Origin of the sequence: Xanthomonas bonasiae (assembly GCF_014836395.1) — a bacterium.
GTDB classification, from domain to species: Bacteria; Pseudomonadota; Gammaproteobacteria; order Xanthomonadales; family Xanthomonadaceae; genus Xanthomonas_A; species Xanthomonas_A bonasiae.
The window spans coordinates 84,028-99,700 of record NZ_JACSQX010000004.1 but is presented as its reverse complement, the minus strand read 5'-3'; the positions used below and the strand labels follow the sequence as shown (position 1 = coordinate 99,700).

The following is a 15,673-nucleotide window of genomic DNA, read 5'->3' as shown; positions in this document are numbered from 1 at the left end:
ACCATGTCCTCCACGACGCTCGACAACCACGCCGTCCACGCCGACGGCCACGACGACCACGCCCACCACGACAGCGGCGGCAACACCGTGTTCGGGTTCTGGGTCTACCTGATGAGCGACTGCCTCATCTTCGCCGGCCTGTTCGCGACCTACGCGGTGCTGGCCGGCGCGACGGTGGACGGCCCCACCGCCAAGGAACTGTTCGACCTGAAGTTCGTGCTGGTGGAAACCTTCCTGCTGCTGTTCAGCAGCCTGAGCTTCGGCCTGGCGATGATCTCCGCGCACAAGCGCAGCCTGGGCGGCCTGTACGGCTGGCTGGCGGTCACCGCGGCGCTGGGCCTGGGCTTTTTGGGCATGGAAATCTACGAGTTCCACCACCTGATCCACGAAGGGGCCGGCCCCGGCCGCAGCGCGTTCCTGTCCGCGTTCTTCACCCTGGTCGGCACCCACGGCCTGCACGTGGCCTCGGGCCTGCTGTGGATGGCGGTGCTGGTGATCCAGATCGCCAAGAACGGCCTGACCCCGCGCAACACCACCCGCCTGGCGTGCCTGAGCCTGTTCTGGCACTTCCTGGACGTGATCTGGATCGGCGTGTTCACCATCGTCTACCTGCTGGGAGCGCTGTAATGGCCAACCACCATCCTTCCGACGCACACGCCGAGCAGTCGCACGGCAGCGGCCTGAAGTCCTACCTGATCGGCTTCGTGATGGCGGTGGTGCTCACCGTGATCCCGTTCGGCATGGTCATGAGCGGCGCCTTCCCGAAGGGCGTGACTGTCATCGTCATCGCGGTGCTGGCCGCGGTGCAGATGCTGGTGCACCTGATCTACTTCCTGCACATGGACCGCTCCGCCGAGCAGCGCTCCAACGTGCACGTGGGCCTGTTCTCGCTGCTGATCATCGGCATCGTGGTGGTCGGCTCGCTGTGGGTCATGCACAACCTCAACGTCAACATGATGCATTGAGGCCGGGCACGCGCAACGGCATGCGCATGTCGTCATCCGCGTGAACGCAGGAAGGCCGCCTCCGGGCGGCCTTCTTCGTTGCGGCACAGGCGTGTCTTCGTTGGCGATCGCGTGGCGCCTTCAGTGCGCGGGGGCGGATGCGACGAACCGGGCAAGCAGATTGGCGGTCGCATCCCACAACTGCCGCCTCGCCGCGTCGCTGTTTCCCGGTCCCCACGGGGTCAGCGCGCGGGCATGCTTCGCCGACACGTAAGCGCCGGTCTGGCGGCCGAAAACCGGATCGACCGCAAGCCGCACGATGCCGTCGGCGCCGTGTCGGGGGTTGCCGATGTCGAACCATCGCAGCAGCCTGGCCAGCGGCCGTGCGAAGCCCAATTCCCGGCCGAGGCCGGTGACGTTGAAACCGGGGCACAGGCAGTTCACCGTCACTCCGCTGCCGCGAAGCCGACGCGCCAATTCCAGGGAAAACATGATGTCCAGCAGCTTGCTGCGGCCATAGATCCGCGAGGATCCGCGTACGCCGAAGGGGGCGGTGTCGAGCAGGTCGCGTTCGATGGCGAGGGCGCCGCTATGGCGGGAGGCCTCCGAGCCGACCGTGACGATGCGCGACGGCGCGGAATGCAGCAGGGATTCCTGCAGGACATGGGTCAGCAGCCACGGGGCGAAGTAGTTGACCGCGATCATTTCCGCATAGCCGTCCGTGCTGACGCGCTGCCGGAAGGCATGCAGTCCTGCGTTGTTGATCAGCACGTCGATGCGCGGATGCTGCCTGGCGATCGCCTTGCCGGTCGCCGCGACCGCCGAGAGATCCGAAAAATCCACATAATGCACATCGACCGGCGTGGCTGGAGCGACGGCCAGGATCGCGGCGCGGGTCCTGTCCGCCTTGACCTGGCTGCGTGCGGTGAGCACCAGGCGTGCCCCGCGGCGTGCCAGCGCCAGGGCCGCCAGCTGGCCGATGCCATCGGTCGCGCCGGTGATGAGGATCGTGGGAAGGGTGGGCATGGCGTGGCATCGGTTTGGTTGATATATATCAACTAAATCACGAAAGCCGCGCACTGTCCATGCGCACTTTTGAGGCATGCGGAGAACACATGGGCAGACGTCACGCGGCACTGGTCGGGGAGTTGGGTGGCGAACTGAGCGCCTTGCTGGCGGCATCGCGCGCGGTCATGGCCGCGTCGGCCGCGCGTTTCCATCCCGCTCTGCAGCCCGCCGCGTATCAGCTTGCCGCCGCGCTCGCGCGGCATGGTCCCAGCAAGGCCGGGCGCCTGGCCGAGCTGCTCGGCATGGACAAGAGCGCGGTCAGCCGGCTGGCGAAGTCGCTGAGCGAACACCGGTTGGTGGAGGCGATGGCCGATCCGGACGACGGCCGCGGAACGGTATACCGCCTGACCGATGCGGGCGACCGGCGCCTGCAGGCCGCCGATGCGGTCAAGGCCGAGATGTTCCTGGCGCGCCTGGCGCACTGGGACGATGCCGAGCTGGCGCAACTGGTGGCGCTGCTCGGGAAGTTCAATCGCGCTTGAAGCGGCCTTGAAGCGCCATCGCGCGGCTTGCGGCAGAGACTGCACGGTCGTGCGCCTGACAGGCAGCGCCGTCGGCAAGCTGCCGGCGTGATCCGCGCGCCAATGCCGTAGCGCGCGCTCCTCTCGCCGAACGATCGCCAGGCGCTGGCGGCAGCGATGGATGGCCGGCACGGCGGGGCGTGAACGCGTCGGTATCGAGGGCGCCAATGGCACCGATGCATGACCAATGGCATAGAGCGCCACGCCGCCGCCGGCATAGGATCAGGGGTTGCTCGTCCGCCGCATCCCTACTGGAGACCCCATGACCAAGTCCACCGCCTGGATGGCGCCGCTGCTGCTGGCCGCCACTGTCGCGTTCCAGGCCTCGGCGCAGACTGCGCCGCCGCAGGACGTGCCGTTCGCCGGCACGCTGAAGATCGATGTCGATGCCACCGACCTGGCGCACCGCATCTTCCGCGTGCGCACCACGATGCCGGCCGTGCCGGGTCCGATGACCCTGCTGTATCCGCAGTGGATCCCCGGCAACCATTCGCCGACCGGGCCGATCGACAAGCTGGCCGGGCTGGTGATCAAGGCCAACGGCCAGGTGTTGCCGTGGAAGCGCGACCAGTTCGACGTGTACGCGTTCAAGGTCGAGGTGCCGCAGGGCGCCAGCGAGATCGTCGCCGAGTTCCAGTTCCTGTCCTCGCAGGGCGACGGCCAGGGCCGGGTGATGATGACCCCGGAACTGCTCAACCTGCAGTGGAACACCACCGCGCTGTACCCGGCCGGCTACTACGCGCGCAACATCAAGGCCCAGGCCAGCGTGACCCTGCCGCCGGGCTGGAGCTACGCCACCGCGCTGGAGACCGCCACGCGGGTCGGCGACACGGTGACGTTCAAGCCGATCGACTTCGACGACCTGGTGGATTCGCCGATGTTCGCCGGCAAGTACTACAAGCGCATCGCGCTGGATGCCGGCGGCAAGGCGCCGGTGTACCTGAACGTGTTCGCCGACGAGGCCAAGTCGCTGGAGGCCAGGCCCGAGCAGATCAAGGCGCACGCGGCGCTGGTGCAGCAGATGGACAAGCTGTACGGCGCGCGCCATTTCGACCACTACGAATTCCTGCTGGCCCTGACCGAGAAGCTCGGCGGCATCGGCCTGGAGCATCACCGCTCCAGCGAGAACAGCGGCCCGCTCAACTACTTCACCGAGTGGGACAAGAGCTGGGACCGGCGCGACCTGCTTGCGCACGAGTTCAACCATTCCTGGAACGGCAAGTACCGCCGCGGCGCCGACCTGGCCACGCCGAACTTCAACGCGCCGATGGGCGACAGCCTGCTGTGGCTGTACGAAGGCCAGACCCAGTTCTGGGGCGAAGTGCTGTCCGCGCGTTCCGGCCTGTGGACGCAGAGCCAGGCGCGCGACATGCTCGCCGACGTCGCCGCCACCTACCAGCGCGGCCGCCCCGGCCTGGCCTGGCGCGCGCTGCAGGACACCACCAACGATCCGACCATGTCGATGCGCCGGCCGCGCGCCTACCGCAGCTACCAGATGAGCGAGGACTACTATTCCGGCGGGCAGATGCTGTGGCTGGAGACCGACGCCAAGCTGCGCGAGCTCAGCGGCAACAAGCGCTCGATCGACGACTTCGCCAAGGCCTTCTTCGGCATGCACGACGGCGCCTGGGACGTGAATCCGTACACCTTCGAGGACATCGTCGCCACGCTCGACGGCGTGGCCAAGTACGACTGGGCGACGTTCCTGCGCAGCCGCCTCGATGGCCACGGCTCGCTGGTCGGCGGCATCGAAGCCAGCGGCTGGAAGCTGGTCTATACCGACCAGCCGAACGAGGCGATCAAGACCTACGAAGCGACCAAGAAGGGCGTCGGCCTGACCTATTCGCTGGGCCTGAGCCTGGACGAGAAGGGCAACGTGCAGGACGTGCTGTGGGACGGTCCGGCGTTCGATGCCGGCATCATCGCCGGCAACAGCGTGGTCGCGGTCAACGGCCGCGAGTTCAGCGCCGACACGATCAAGGAGGCGATCACCGCGGCCAAGGGCGGCACCGCGCCGATCGAGCTGCTGGTCAAGCGCGGCAACCGCTACGACACGCTGCGCATCGCCTACCACGGTGGCCTGCAGTATCCGCACCTGGAACGCATCGCCGGCAAGCCGGACCGGTTGAGCGAGCTGTACAAGGCGCGTTGAGCGCTGCGTGCATTCCACGACGCCGACGTTGCAAGATGTGGAGAGCGAGCTCACATGAAAGCGCGCAGCGGCAAAGGGCGGTCTCGAATCCCGATGAGCGCCCCAGTCGATGATTTCGGTTGATCGCTGATCGCCAGGGTCCAGGTCATGCCGGCACCACAGGTGCAGTCGATTGCCCGGATGTATGCATTGTGCAAAAGGTCGCTTAGGAGAAGCCCGTGACAACGATGCTCGTCAATTCCAGTCGCAAGGCCATCGCCGGCTCCGTCAAAGGCAGCGTAAGGAGCTTTCTCGGTAGGAGACAGAGCATCCATTCTTCTGGATGGGCGCTGAGCCTGGTTGTTCTGCTAACAGCCTCGGCGGCGTCAGCCGCGCCAGGCGATGCGCACGCCTTGCAGGTTATGTTGCAGGCGTCGTCACCTGGCGCTGCCGTGGCCTGCACCAGCGACACGCACGGTAACCCTGCCTGCACCATTGACGGCATGGCGATCGACGCCGGCGATGACTGCACCTCGAACCTGTCGTTCGGCGCTGTTGCAGCGGAAAACGGCGTCACACTCAAGGACAGTTTCAAACCAGCCGCAGGCAAGCCCGTCGCACATGTCGGAGTAAACCAGCTGCTCTGCCTGCGGGCGGCCCAACGCAGGCAAGGGGTTTTGGTTCGTGCCCTGGTCATGGCGATTCCAACCCGTACCGTGAAGCTCTGTCGGGGCAACGCGATGTGCAAGGGCGCCGACTCGCCGACCGAATGGAAACGCCCGACAACCGGCATCGCCTGCGCACTCAAGCCGGATGGCCACTACGCTGGCGACTGCGCCACCGGTTGGGTCGATGGCAAGGAGATCGAGGAATACTCGATGGGCCTCAAGCCCGAGGACACTGGTGCCTGAGGCACCCACGTCGCGACGACCTTCTGTCGCGCAACCTGAGACCGCCAGCGCCTATGCTGGTGCCTCCTGGCAGCGGACAAGAACGAGATGGCAAAAGCGAAAACGGCCTATGTGTGCGGCGACTGCGGCGCCGAATACACCAAGTGGCAGGGCCAGTGCACCGAGTGCGGAGCGTGGAATTCGCTGAGCGAGATCGTGCTGGAAAGCGCGGCGACGGCGAAGGCGCCGGCCGCGGCGCGGCGCAGCGGCTGGGCCGGCAAGACCGAGGCGCCGAAGATCACCGCGCTCAAGGACGTGGAGCATCGCGACCAGGCGCGCGTGTCCACCGGCATCGGCGAGTTCGACCGGGTGCTCGGCGGCGGCCTGGTCGAAGGCGCGGTGGTGCTGATCGGCGGCGACCCGGGCATCGGCAAGTCGACGCTGCTGCTGCAGGCGCTGGCCAAGATGGCCGGCACGCTGCCGGTGCTGTACGTCACCGGCGAGGAATCGCTGGCCCAGGTCGCCGGCCGCGCGGTGCGCCTGGATCTGCCGCTGGACGGCCTCAACGCGCTGGCCGAGACCGGCATCGAACAGATCCTGCAGCACGCCAGCGCGGCGCGGCCCAGGCTGATCGTGGCCGACTCGGTGCAGACCCTGTGGACCGAGTCGCTGACCGCCGCGCCCGGTTCGGTTAGCCAGGTGCGCGAGAGCGCGGCGCGGCTGGTGCGCTACGCCAAGGAGACCGGCACGGCGGTGTTCCTGGTCGGCCATGTGACCAAGGAAGGCGGCATCGCCGGGCCGCGCGTGCTCGAGCACATGGTCGATGCGGTGCTGTATTTCGAGGGCGAGAGCGGCAGCCGCTTCCGCCTGCTGCGCGCGTTCAAGAACCGCTTCGGCGCGGTCAACGAGCTGGGCGTGTTCGCCATGGGCGAGAAGGGCCTGAAGGAAGTCTCCAACCCGTCGGCGATCTTCCTGTCCGGCAGCAGCGCCAACCAGCCCGGCAGCTGCGTGATGGTGACGCGCGAAGGCACGCGGCCGCTGATGGTGGAAGTGCAGGCGCTGGTCGATGCCTCGCCGCTGTCCAATCCGCGGCGGGTGGCGGTGGGCCTGGAGCAGAACCGCCTGGCGATGCTGCTGGCGGTGCTGCATCGGCACGGCGGCATCCTGGTCGGCGACCAGGATGTGTTCGTCAACGTGGTCGGCGGCATCCGCGTGCAGGAGACCGCGGCCGACCTGCCGGTGCTGCTGGCGGTATTGTCCTCGCTGCGCGACAAGCCGTTGGCGGAGAAGACCATCGCCTTCGGCGAGGTCGGCCTGTCCGGCGAGATCCGCCCGGTGCCCAACGGCGAGGACCGGCTGCGCGAAGCGGCCACGCACGGCTTCAAGCGCGCCATCGTGCCCAAGGCCAATGCGCCCAAGACCGGCGTGGTCAAGGGCATGGAGGTGATCGCGGTGGAGCGCCTGGCGCAGGCGCTGGAGGCGGCGAGCGAGTAGCTGCAAGCGTTTCCCTGCGGCGGGGTTTATGCCACCATGCCGCCCGCTGCAGTGACGCAGCGGTTCGAAAAAAAGGGAAACACAATGGAATGGATGTTGATGCCGCTCAAGCGCTACGCGGATTTTTCCGGGCGTTCGCGGCGCAAGGAGTACTGGATGTTCACGCTGTTGAACATCGTCGTGATCACCGTGCTGATGGTGTTGATGGGAATCGGCGGCGGCGTCGGCGGTCAGAACGGCACCGGCGCGCTGTCGCTTGTGGCGGTCGTGCTGCTGGGCCTGTATTCGCTCGCGGTGCTGGTACCGTCGATCGCGGTGCAGGTGCGCCGTTTCCACGACCAGGGCAAGTCCGGCTGGTACGTGCTGCTGGGCCTGATCCCCTGGCTGGGCGGCGTGGTGATCCTCGTCTTCATGTGCATGGAAGGGGTCAGGGGCGCCAACGCCTACGGTCCGGATCCGAAGCAGGCCTGATCTGCGGTTCGATCCCGCAGCGGCCGGGTCTCGCGATCCGGCCGCTGCCGATGCATTGGCGCGCATGCGCCGCCTGCGGTGATGCCGGCATCGGCGCTGGAAACCGCGGTACCCCGATCCGGGGCGCAGCGCTGTGACGCTGCACGCGCAGCGACGCATCGGCGTTCGCCGGCATGCCGGCCGCAGGTGCAGCGCAGAGACAATCCGCGTAACCGAACCGGCGCGCGGTGTTGCGCGCGCCGTTCTCGTTGGTGCGCGAGCGCGAGCGACCCGCCGCGACCCGTCAGTCCTTCCGGTACACCACGCCGAGCTTGTCGATCGCGTCGCCTGCGCGGCCGGTGAAGCCGGCGATGTGCCAGCCGCTGGGCGCGGTCAGCGTATAGGTCTCGCTGGTCGGCTTGCCCGCCTGCACGCTGCGGCCGGTGCTGGTGCGCAGGCTCAGCGAGAACACGCGGGTCGTGTCGTTGTACTTGCCGACGCTGACGGTGGCCGAGGTCAGCGTCTCGTTGGCGCCCAGCGACAGGGTGGTCGCCTGTCCGCCGGTGCCGCCGTGCGCGAGCAGCTTGCCGGTGTCCAGGATCGCGCCGACGTTGTCCAGGCGCTCGCCGCCACGCAGGGTGACCCCGCTGAGCGGACGCCCGCTGGCGCTGTCGGCCAGATCGTTGAACGGGATGCCGTGCGGGCCGCCGACCTGGTCGCTGGTGCGCACGTCGGTGCCCACCGCCCAGCCGAACTGCGCGTACAGCGGGTAGTGGTCGGACAGCGGCTTGCCGGCGCTGTCGTAGAACGTGCCGGGGTCGAGCTGGTAGCGGTTGGCGACCAGGGTCAGCTGCGGCGCATCGCGGTACAGGATCTTGTCGACCACTTCGCAGGCATTGGTCGGCGGCGTGCCGCACAGCAGCGGCTCGGCGCCGGCGGCCGGCGCGCTGCCCTTGACCAGTTCCACCCACGGATCGGTCAGCCCGTTGGCCGCGATCAGCGTGCGGATGTTGTCGTCGGCGCGGGTATAGCGGGTATTGGAATCCATCATCACCAGCACTGCGTTGCCGGCCGACCAGGTCTGGATGAACTGCGAGAGCTGGCCGATGTTGGCGCGGCGCGCGGACAGGTCGCCGGCTTCGGTGCCGGCGTTGGGGTGGGCGTTGTACACGTCCAGCAGCACGCCGTCGGCCAGGCGCACGCGCATGTAGCTGAAGCCCTTCGGGGTCAGGCAGTCGGTGCCGTTGCACTGGTTCCACTTGACCCGGGTGAAGTCGCTGAAGGGATAGTTGCTCAGCGTGTTGAGGCCGTCGCCGATGGCGGCGCCGCCGCTGGTGGCGGTGCGGTAGGGATGCGCGTCGCCGGCATACAGGGTGGCGTGGTAGTTGAAGTCCTCCTGCACGTGGACCAGGCCGTACGGCGCCAGTTTCGGTGCCAGCTGCGCGGTATTGGCGGAAGGGTTGCTGCTGGAAATGCCTTCGAGCAGACCGGCCACGTTGTAGCTGAGGACGTCGAGCACGCCGGTGTCCGATTGCGCGTGCGCCGCGCCGGCACAGGCCAGGCTCACTCCGATGCCGAAGCTCACGAGGGTGCGTAGATGCTGGATCATGAATCGCCTCTTGCGGTGGTGGGGAACAGCGGCTGGCACGATGGCCAGGGAAGCGGCGCGGGATGCGCCGATGCGGCAGCCATGGCGCCGGCCGGCGGCCGGAGGCATGGCGTCATTCGCTCATGAAGTGGGGGGCGATCGCGGTGCCGATCAGCGCCGCCAGCGTCGGCAGCGCACAGTCGTAGTCCGGGGTGGCGCTGCTGCAGCCGGGAATGAACACCGGCGCGGATGGCGGCGGCGCCTGCAGCGTCAGCGCGCGCTGTTCGCGCAGCTGGGCCAGGCTCTGCGCGGTGTAGCGCAGGCGTATCACGCGTTGCCCATCGGCGCGGCGCCAGCGCTCGAACACCAGCGCGCCGCCGGGCACGGTCTGGTCCGGCTGGTAGCCGGGCAACTGCCAGTGCAGATCGAGCATGCCGGCCAGCAGGGTCAGCGTGCCGTCGTGTCCGGAGACGACAACCAGCCGCGCAGCGCCGCCGATCGGCGCGGCATGCGCGGGGCTGTCGCTGCCTTGCTGCAGCGTGGCCAGCACGCGCGCGGCCAGCGGCGAACTGGCCATGCGCGCCACCGTGGGCGCGCGCAGGCGCAGCGCGAACTCGGCCTGGTGCGGGGCGAACGCGCGCAGCAGGCTGGCTTCGTCCAGGCCTTGCCAACCCAGTGCGGCGAAGTCCTGGCCGTCGGCCCAGCCCATCAGCAGGCTTTCGCTGATGCCGGAAGCCGCCGCCGCCGGGCCTTCGACGCCGGGAATGCCGTCTTCGCTGTCGCCCATCCGCGCGGCCACCGCGTCCAGGCGCTGCTTGCCGGCGTCCGCGTCGGCCGGGCACGGCCGCTGCGCGCACTGCAACAGCAGCTGCTGCAGCGTGTCGATCGCATCGCGCTGCGCCGCGTTCCAGGCGGCGGCGTCGCCGCCGATGCGGCCGGCGATGGCCGCGCGCATCAGCGCGGCGGCGGCGGGCGTGCGCAGGGCCGGCGCGCCGTCGAACAGCGGATCGGAGGCGCCGTCGGCGACGCCGTGCACCTCGTTCGCGCAACCCGGCGTCAGCGTGCTCGCCAACGCCTGCGCCGAGGCGATGGTGCGCTGGGTGCGATTGGCCCAGTAGTAGGCGCTGGCGCAGGCGTCGCCGGCGAACAGGCCCTGCGGCGCATAGCGCGCGCGGTAGTAGGCGCCGAACAGCGCTTCCAGGCGCGCGCCGTTCTCGGTCAGGTGCCCGGCAGGCACGCCGAAGTGCGGCCATGGGCGCGCCGAGTAGCGGCCCAGCTGCTCCGGACTGGACATCGCCGAGCGCACGCCGTGGCGCTTGAGGATCAGGACTTTTTCCAGGGTGTCCTGCGGTGCCGCGACGGCGGCGTGCGCGGCGGCGAACGGCAGCAGGGCGAGCGCGAGCAGCGCGGCGACGGCTAGGCGAGGGATCGATGGCATCGCATGTTTCCGGAAGAGGCGGTACGGCAAGGCGCGCCATGCCGCTGGCCGAGGCACCGGCCGGGAAGACGGGTCGGCGGACAGCGCCGCAGCGGGCGCGGCCGCCCTCGCGCGCGGCGCCGCACGACGGCGGCGACCGCGCGGGCTCGGCTCAGAATCGTGCGCGCAGGCCGACCGACCAGGTGCGGCCGTAGTCGGTGTAGCCGCCGAACAGGTGGTCGCCGACGTACTGGCGCTGCACTTCGCCGGTGAGGTTGATCGCGTTGACGAACACCGACAGGCTGTCGTTGACCTTGTAGGCCACGTTCGCGTCCAGGCTGCCGAACTTGTCGCTGTTGAGCGTGGCGACGTTGGCGGTGCCGACCGCGTTGAGGATGTCGTCGCTCCAGCCGTAGCTGACCCGCGCCATCAGCGGTCCCTTCTCGTAGAACAGCACCGCGTTGTAAGTGTTCCTGGCCACGCCTTCCAGGCTGTCGGTGAAGGTGCGGGTGCCGTCGCGGTAAGTCGCCTCGCTGTCGGTCCAGGTGTAGTTGAGCTGCATGCCCAGCCCGTCCAGTGGCGCCGGCAGGCCGGCGAACACCTGCTGGTAGGCCACTTCGGCGCCCTTGACCTTGGCCTCGCTGCCGTTGGTCTTGGACGACAGCAGATAGGTCTGGCCCTGGTAGACCAGGTTCGACATCTGGGTCTGGATGAAGCTGGAGATGTCCTTGTAGAACACGCCGCCGGTCAGCGCCGAGGTGCCGTCGATGTACCACTCGAAGGTCAGGTCGTACTGCCACGCCTCGAACGGCTTGAGCCCGGGATTGCCGCCGCTGGCGGTGAGGATCTCGCCGCTGGAGTTGAAGGTGAGCTTGGACGACAGGTCGGTGAGGTCGGGGCGGGTGATGACCTTGGCCGCGGAGCCGCGCAACACCATGTCCTCGCGCACGTCCCAGGCGGCGTTGAACGAGGGCAGCACGTTGTTGTAGCTGCGCTCGAAATGCACCGGCTGCGCGGTGCCGTTGACGTCTGCGTGGCCATCGGTGGTCTGTTCGGTGCGCACCAGGCGCACGCCGAGATTGCCGCGCAGGGCGCGGCCGGCCAGTTCGCTGCCGAAATCGGCCATGGCGTAGGCCGAGCCGATCTTTTCCTTCACCTCGTAGGAGTTCTGCAGGTCGGCGCTGTTGGGCGTGTTGGCCAGGTCCGCGGCGGTCGGCCAGTTGCCCCAGAAGGTGGATTCGATCGGCGCCAGCCATTGTCGCGGCAGGGTGCCGTTGGCGTCGGCGAGCATGTCGTCCACCGGCAGCGCGGTGAAGTTGCCGGCCGGGAAACGCACGCCGGCGATGCTGTTGAGCAGCAGATCGGCGCGGTCGTAGCTGCGCGAGCGCTGGCGGTATTTTGCGCCGACCTTGAGGTCGCGGAAGAAGTCGCCGTCGAGCGCGCGCTTGGCGTCGAACTGCAGCGCGTCCTCCTTGTCGCGCGCGTCGATCTCGCGCCATTCCAGGCGCCGTCCGGCCACGGTGGACGGGTTGTTCGGATCGAAGCCGTTGGTGAAGCTCCAGTCGGGCACGTTGTCGCCGTCGGCCTGCGGCATCTCCACGCGCATCGACAGATTGGTGCCGCTGCGCAGGCGGGTGCGCCGGATCGGGTCCGAATCGTAGCTGTGCGCCTGCGAGTGGAACGCCACCGCGCCCAGCGTCCAGCGATCGCCGCTCCAGGCGCTGGACAGGCGCGCGCTGCGGTTGTCGTCGGTGATGCCGGAGGTCTCGCGCGAGATCTGCACCTGGCCGTTGCGGTAGTCGAAACCGGTGATGCCGCCGTGCTCGACGCGAATGTTGCTCATCTTCGCCAGGCTGTCGAAGCCCACGCCCATGCTGTACTCGTCGTAGTGCACGGTCTGCTTGGCGTAGAGCAGGTCCAGGTTGGTCTCCCACGCCGCGCTCGGCTTCCATTGCAGCGAGGCGGCTACGCCGGTGCGCTCGCGCTGCTCCAGTTCCAGCGTCGGACGCAGGCCGGTCGGCGCGTAATAGGCGCCGGGCGCGCCCGGCACGCCGTTGGGGTAGTAGTCCCAGCTCACTTCGTTGACCCGGTCCTGGCGCAGGCTGCGCTGCGCGTAGGCGCCGGAGATCAGCATGCCGAAGCTGCCGTCGGCGTTGACCCAGTTGAACAGGCCGGACACGCGCGGATCGTTGGCGTGGGTGCGCTGCGCCTGGCTCGATTCCAGCGACAGGTTGGTCAGGGTCTTGCCCAGTTCCAGCGGACGGAACGTGCGCACGTTGACGATGCCGCCGATCGCACCTTCGTCCAGGTCGGCGGTGGGGCTCTTGATCACCTCCAGGCCGGACACCAGTTCGGCCGGCAGCGTGTCGTAGCGGAACTGGCGGCCGGTCTGGCCGGAGGTGCGCACGTTCTCGTTGACCGCCATGGTCTGGCCGTTGAGCGTGGTGACCTGGAAGTTCGGGCCCAGGCCGCGCACGCGCACGTACACGCCTTCGCCGCGGTCGCGCACGATCGACACGCCGGGCACGCGCTGCAGCGCTTCGGCCACGTTCTGCGCCGGCAGCTTGCCGATGTCCTCGGCGGCGATCACGTCGACCACGCTGTCGGCGTAGCGCTTCTCGCGCAGCGCGGCGCTGAGGCTGCCGGCGTAGCTGCCCAGCACCTGGATGCGGTCCAGTTCCTTCACCGGCGCGTCCGCCGTGGGCGCGGCGGCCGGCATTGCGGCGGATGCCGCTGGCGGTGCCGCCTGCGCCGCGTCGGCCTCTGCGCCTGCGGCTTCGATCGTCACCGTGGTCGGGTTGAGATAGCGGTAGCGCAGGCCGGTGCCGTCGAGCAATTGCCGCAGGGCCTGTTCCGGCGTGGCGCCGGCGCTGGTGCCGCGGGTCTGCGGATTGCCGGCCACGCCCGCGGCATAGACGAACTGCAGTCCGCTCTGCCGCGACAGGGTGTTGAGCGCGCGCGCCAACGGCTGTGCGGGAATCGCATCGACCGCGACGGACGTGGTCTGGGCGCCGGCAGTGCCGGCATGCAGGGCGAGGGCGATGGAAAGGAACAGGGTGCGGCGCATCGTCGTTGTCCAGTGGGAGCGGAAGGTGGGGAGCAGCGCCGCCGCGAGGGCGGAATGCTGCGTTGTGCCTGGACTACGAGGATCGACAGCGACGATCGGGCACCGCTTTTCGATGAATTTTCTGTGACACGTGCGTGGGGGCGAGGGCGATCGATCGTTTTCTCCGCTGGTCGCGCGCGCGCGCGCGTGCGAACGAACGAACGCTCGCGCCATGACCGGGTGCGCGCTGGGCGGTGGTGGGTGGCGCGTCTGCGCGCCTGGTGCCGCGGCGCTTGCGGTTGCGCAGCGATCTGGCCAGACGCGCGGACGGCGGTCGCCGCGTGCGGCGACCGACGATGCGGTCAGCGTGCGACCGGCCGCGGCGCGGCGTGGCTGCCGACGCGGATCGCATCGGCGCTGGCGGTGACGCGCAACGTCGGTTGGTCGGCGAGGAACGCGCGCAGCGAGGCGATGTCGTCGCCGCGCAGGTTGCCGGTCAGGCGCATCGCACCGGCGCCGGTGTCGTCGATCAGCAGGCGGGTGCGGTTGAGCCGGTTGAAATCCTCGGCGACGTTGGCCAGCGGTTCGTCGCGGAACACGATGCGGCGTTGCCACCAGGCATGCATCGCGGCGACGTCCTCGCTGGCCAGTTCGACCCGGCCGCTGGCAGCGTCGATGCGCGCGCTCTGCCCGGCGCCGAGATCGGCCAGCATCGGCTGCCGCGGGCGATCGGCGCGCCATACGTGCACGCGGCCCTCGGCCACGTCGATGCGTGCCTGTTGCCGGTACAGGGCGATATCGAAGGTGGTGCCGATGTCCTCGACCCGCAGCGTGCCGGCCAGCACCTGCAGCGGGCGCCGATCCGGCGCGACCACGAAGCTGGCCTGGCCATGCAGCAGCTGCAGGCGCCGGCTCCACGGGGTCATCGTCGCGCGCAGCGCGCTTTGCGCGTTGAGGTGCACGGTGCTGCGATCGGCCAGCTGCACGCTGCGCTGTTCGCCGTGCGCGGTGCTGTAGGTCGTGGTGCGCGGCCAGGCCCAGGCGGCCAGCACCGCCACGCCGCACAGCGCCGCGGCCAGGCCCATGCCCCAGCCGCGCAGGCGCGCACGCCGGCCTGCGGCGCGGGGCATCTGCGCGGCAGGGCGCGGCGGCCGTTGCGGCAGCGGCAGCGCGATCACGTTGCGCGGCGCTGCGTCGGTGTCGGCGCGACGGTCGGCGTCGAGCAGCGCGTCCACGTCCAGGTCCATGCCGCGCATGGCCTCGCCCAGTTCGCCGGCCACGCGCAGCACCGCCATGTATTCGCGCAGGTGCAGCGGCGATGCGGTCAGCCAGTCCATGAGCTGCGCCTGCTGGGTCGCGTCCAGCGCCTGCATGCGTTGCAGGGCATGCCAGTGCGCGGCCTCGGCAGTGGCGCTGCGCGGCGGGAAGGCGGCCTCGTTCACCAGCTTTCTCCGCTCTCGGCCAGCGCCCGCCGGCACGCCGACAGCCCGCGCACCACGTGCTTCTTGACCATGTGCGCGGACACGCCCATGCGTTCGGCGATCTGCTTGTAGCTGAGGCCGTCGCGGTACTGCATCACCAGCACCGCGCGGGTGCGTTCGGGCAAGCCGGCCAGCAGGGCCTGCAGGCGCTGTTGCCGCTGCTGTCGCTGTGCCGTGTCTTCCACGTCGTCCCCTGCGGCCAGCAATTGCGAAAACTGCTCCATCTCGTCGATGCGCAGCGGCGCCTGCTTGCGCCGCGCGGCCTGTTCGCGCGCCAGGTTCAGCGCCACCGTGTACAGGTAGGCCTCGGGATTGGCGATCGCCTCGCCCTGGTGCTGGTGCGCGCGCAGCAGGCGCAGATAGGTTTCCTGCACCATGTCCTCGGCATCCTCGTTGGCGCCGCGGCGCACGAAGAAGCCGCGCAGCACCGGACCATGTTCCGCGAACATGCGCGCCCACGCGCGCTTGGGATGTGCCGCCACCGACCTGCCTTGCCCCTTGGATGCGGCGCAGGCTAGAGGCCGCAGATGACGTTTCGGTGACGGGCTGCGTGTCCGATCCTTGGACAGGGCTTTCGCGGAGAAGCCTGATGGCATGTGGCCAGGGCTGTGCCGGATATCGATTTTTGTAGGAGCGGGGGGGG

Annotated in this window: 13 protein-coding genes; 7 read left to right on the top strand and 6 right to left on the bottom strand. The window is 69.1% G+C overall.

The features are described 5' to 3' along the window. Positions 1–3 precede the first annotated feature (3 nt). Together cyoC and cyoD are read left to right on the top strand one after the other, a co-directional pair. Positions 4–627: a cytochrome o ubiquinol oxidase subunit III gene (gene cyoC / locus H9658_RS07365; RefSeq protein WP_179570814.1), complete on the top strand. Its 624-nt coding sequence runs from the start codon at positions 4–6 to the stop codon at positions 625–627. Then, complete coding sequence (cyoD, locus tag H9658_RS07360) at positions 627–965, top strand: cytochrome o ubiquinol oxidase subunit IV (protein ID WP_179570815.1); 339 nt, start codon at positions 627–629, stop codon at positions 963–965. The genes cyoC and cyoD overlap by 1 nt, the downstream gene beginning before the upstream one ends. A gap of 120 nt (positions 966–1,085) precedes the next feature. Here the strand turns inward: cyoD and H9658_RS07355 are convergent, their stop codons facing one another. Beyond that, positions 1,086–1,970, bottom strand: a complete 885-nt coding sequence (locus H9658_RS07355) for an SDR family NAD(P)-dependent oxidoreductase (RefSeq protein WP_191824907.1) — start codon at positions 1,968–1,970, stop codon at positions 1,086–1,088. Positions 1,971–2,059: 89 nt separating this feature from the next. On the opposite strand from H9658_RS07355, the gene H9658_RS07350 reads away from it, so the two are divergent. The 5 genes from H9658_RS07350 (at position 2,060) to H9658_RS07330 (ending at position 7,519) form a co-directional block, all read left to right on the top strand. Then, entirely contained in the window at positions 2,060–2,494 is a 435-nt protein-coding gene (locus H9658_RS07350) for a MarR family winged helix-turn-helix transcriptional regulator (protein WP_191824906.1), read from the top strand. A gap of 301 nt (positions 2,495–2,795) precedes the next feature. Next, positions 2,796–4,685, top strand: a complete 1,890-nt coding sequence (locus tag H9658_RS07345; protein ID WP_191824905.1) for a M61 family metallopeptidase — start codon at positions 2,796–2,798, stop codon at positions 4,683–4,685. A 218-nt stretch (positions 4,686–4,903) separates the two neighbouring features. Then, the gene (locus tag H9658_RS07340; protein ID WP_191824904.1) at positions 4,904–5,575 is read left to right on the top strand and encodes a hypothetical protein; all 672 of its coding nucleotides are present in this window, start codon (positions 4,904–4,906) and stop codon (positions 5,573–5,575) included. An 87-nt stretch (positions 5,576–5,662) separates the two neighbouring features. Next, on the top strand, positions 5,663–7,048 hold the full coding sequence (gene radA / locus H9658_RS07335; protein WP_191824903.1) for a DNA repair protein RadA: 1,386 nt from the start codon (positions 5,663–5,665) through the stop codon (positions 7,046–7,048). Between the two features lie 84 nt (positions 7,049–7,132). Next, positions 7,133–7,519, top strand: coding sequence for a DUF805 domain-containing protein (locus H9658_RS07330; protein WP_191824902.1), 387 nt, complete (start codon positions 7,133–7,135; stop codon positions 7,517–7,519). 283 nt (positions 7,520–7,802) lie between these two features. Here H9658_RS07330 and H9658_RS07325 read toward each other — a convergent pair whose 3' ends face one another. The 5 genes from H9658_RS07325 to H9658_RS07305 all read right to left on the bottom strand — a co-directional run bounded on the left by H9658_RS07325 (position 7,803) and on the right by H9658_RS07305 (position 15,512). Beyond that, positions 7,803–9,107, bottom strand: coding sequence for a jacalin-like lectin (locus tag H9658_RS07325; RefSeq protein ID WP_191824901.1), 1,305 nt, complete (start codon positions 9,105–9,107; stop codon positions 7,803–7,805). 112 nt (positions 9,108–9,219) lie between these two features. Beyond that, a complete protein-coding gene (locus H9658_RS07320) occupies positions 9,220–10,524 on the bottom strand; it encodes a histidine-type phosphatase (protein WP_191824900.1) in 1,305 nt (434 codons plus the stop codon). Between the two features lie 151 nt (positions 10,525–10,675). Next, positions 10,676–13,570: a TonB-dependent receptor gene (locus H9658_RS07315; protein WP_191824899.1), complete on the bottom strand. Its 2,895-nt coding sequence runs from the start codon at positions 13,568–13,570 to the stop codon at positions 10,676–10,678. A 341-nt stretch (positions 13,571–13,911) separates the two neighbouring features. After that, positions 13,912–14,922, bottom strand: a complete 1,011-nt coding sequence (locus tag H9658_RS07310) for a FecR family protein (protein WP_191825079.1) — start codon at positions 14,920–14,922, stop codon at positions 13,912–13,914. A 65-nt stretch (positions 14,923–14,987) separates the two neighbouring features. Beyond that, positions 14,988–15,512, bottom strand: a complete 525-nt coding sequence (locus tag H9658_RS07305; protein WP_179570823.1) for an RNA polymerase sigma factor — start codon at positions 15,510–15,512, stop codon at positions 14,988–14,990. Positions 15,513–15,673: the final 161 nt, after the last annotated feature.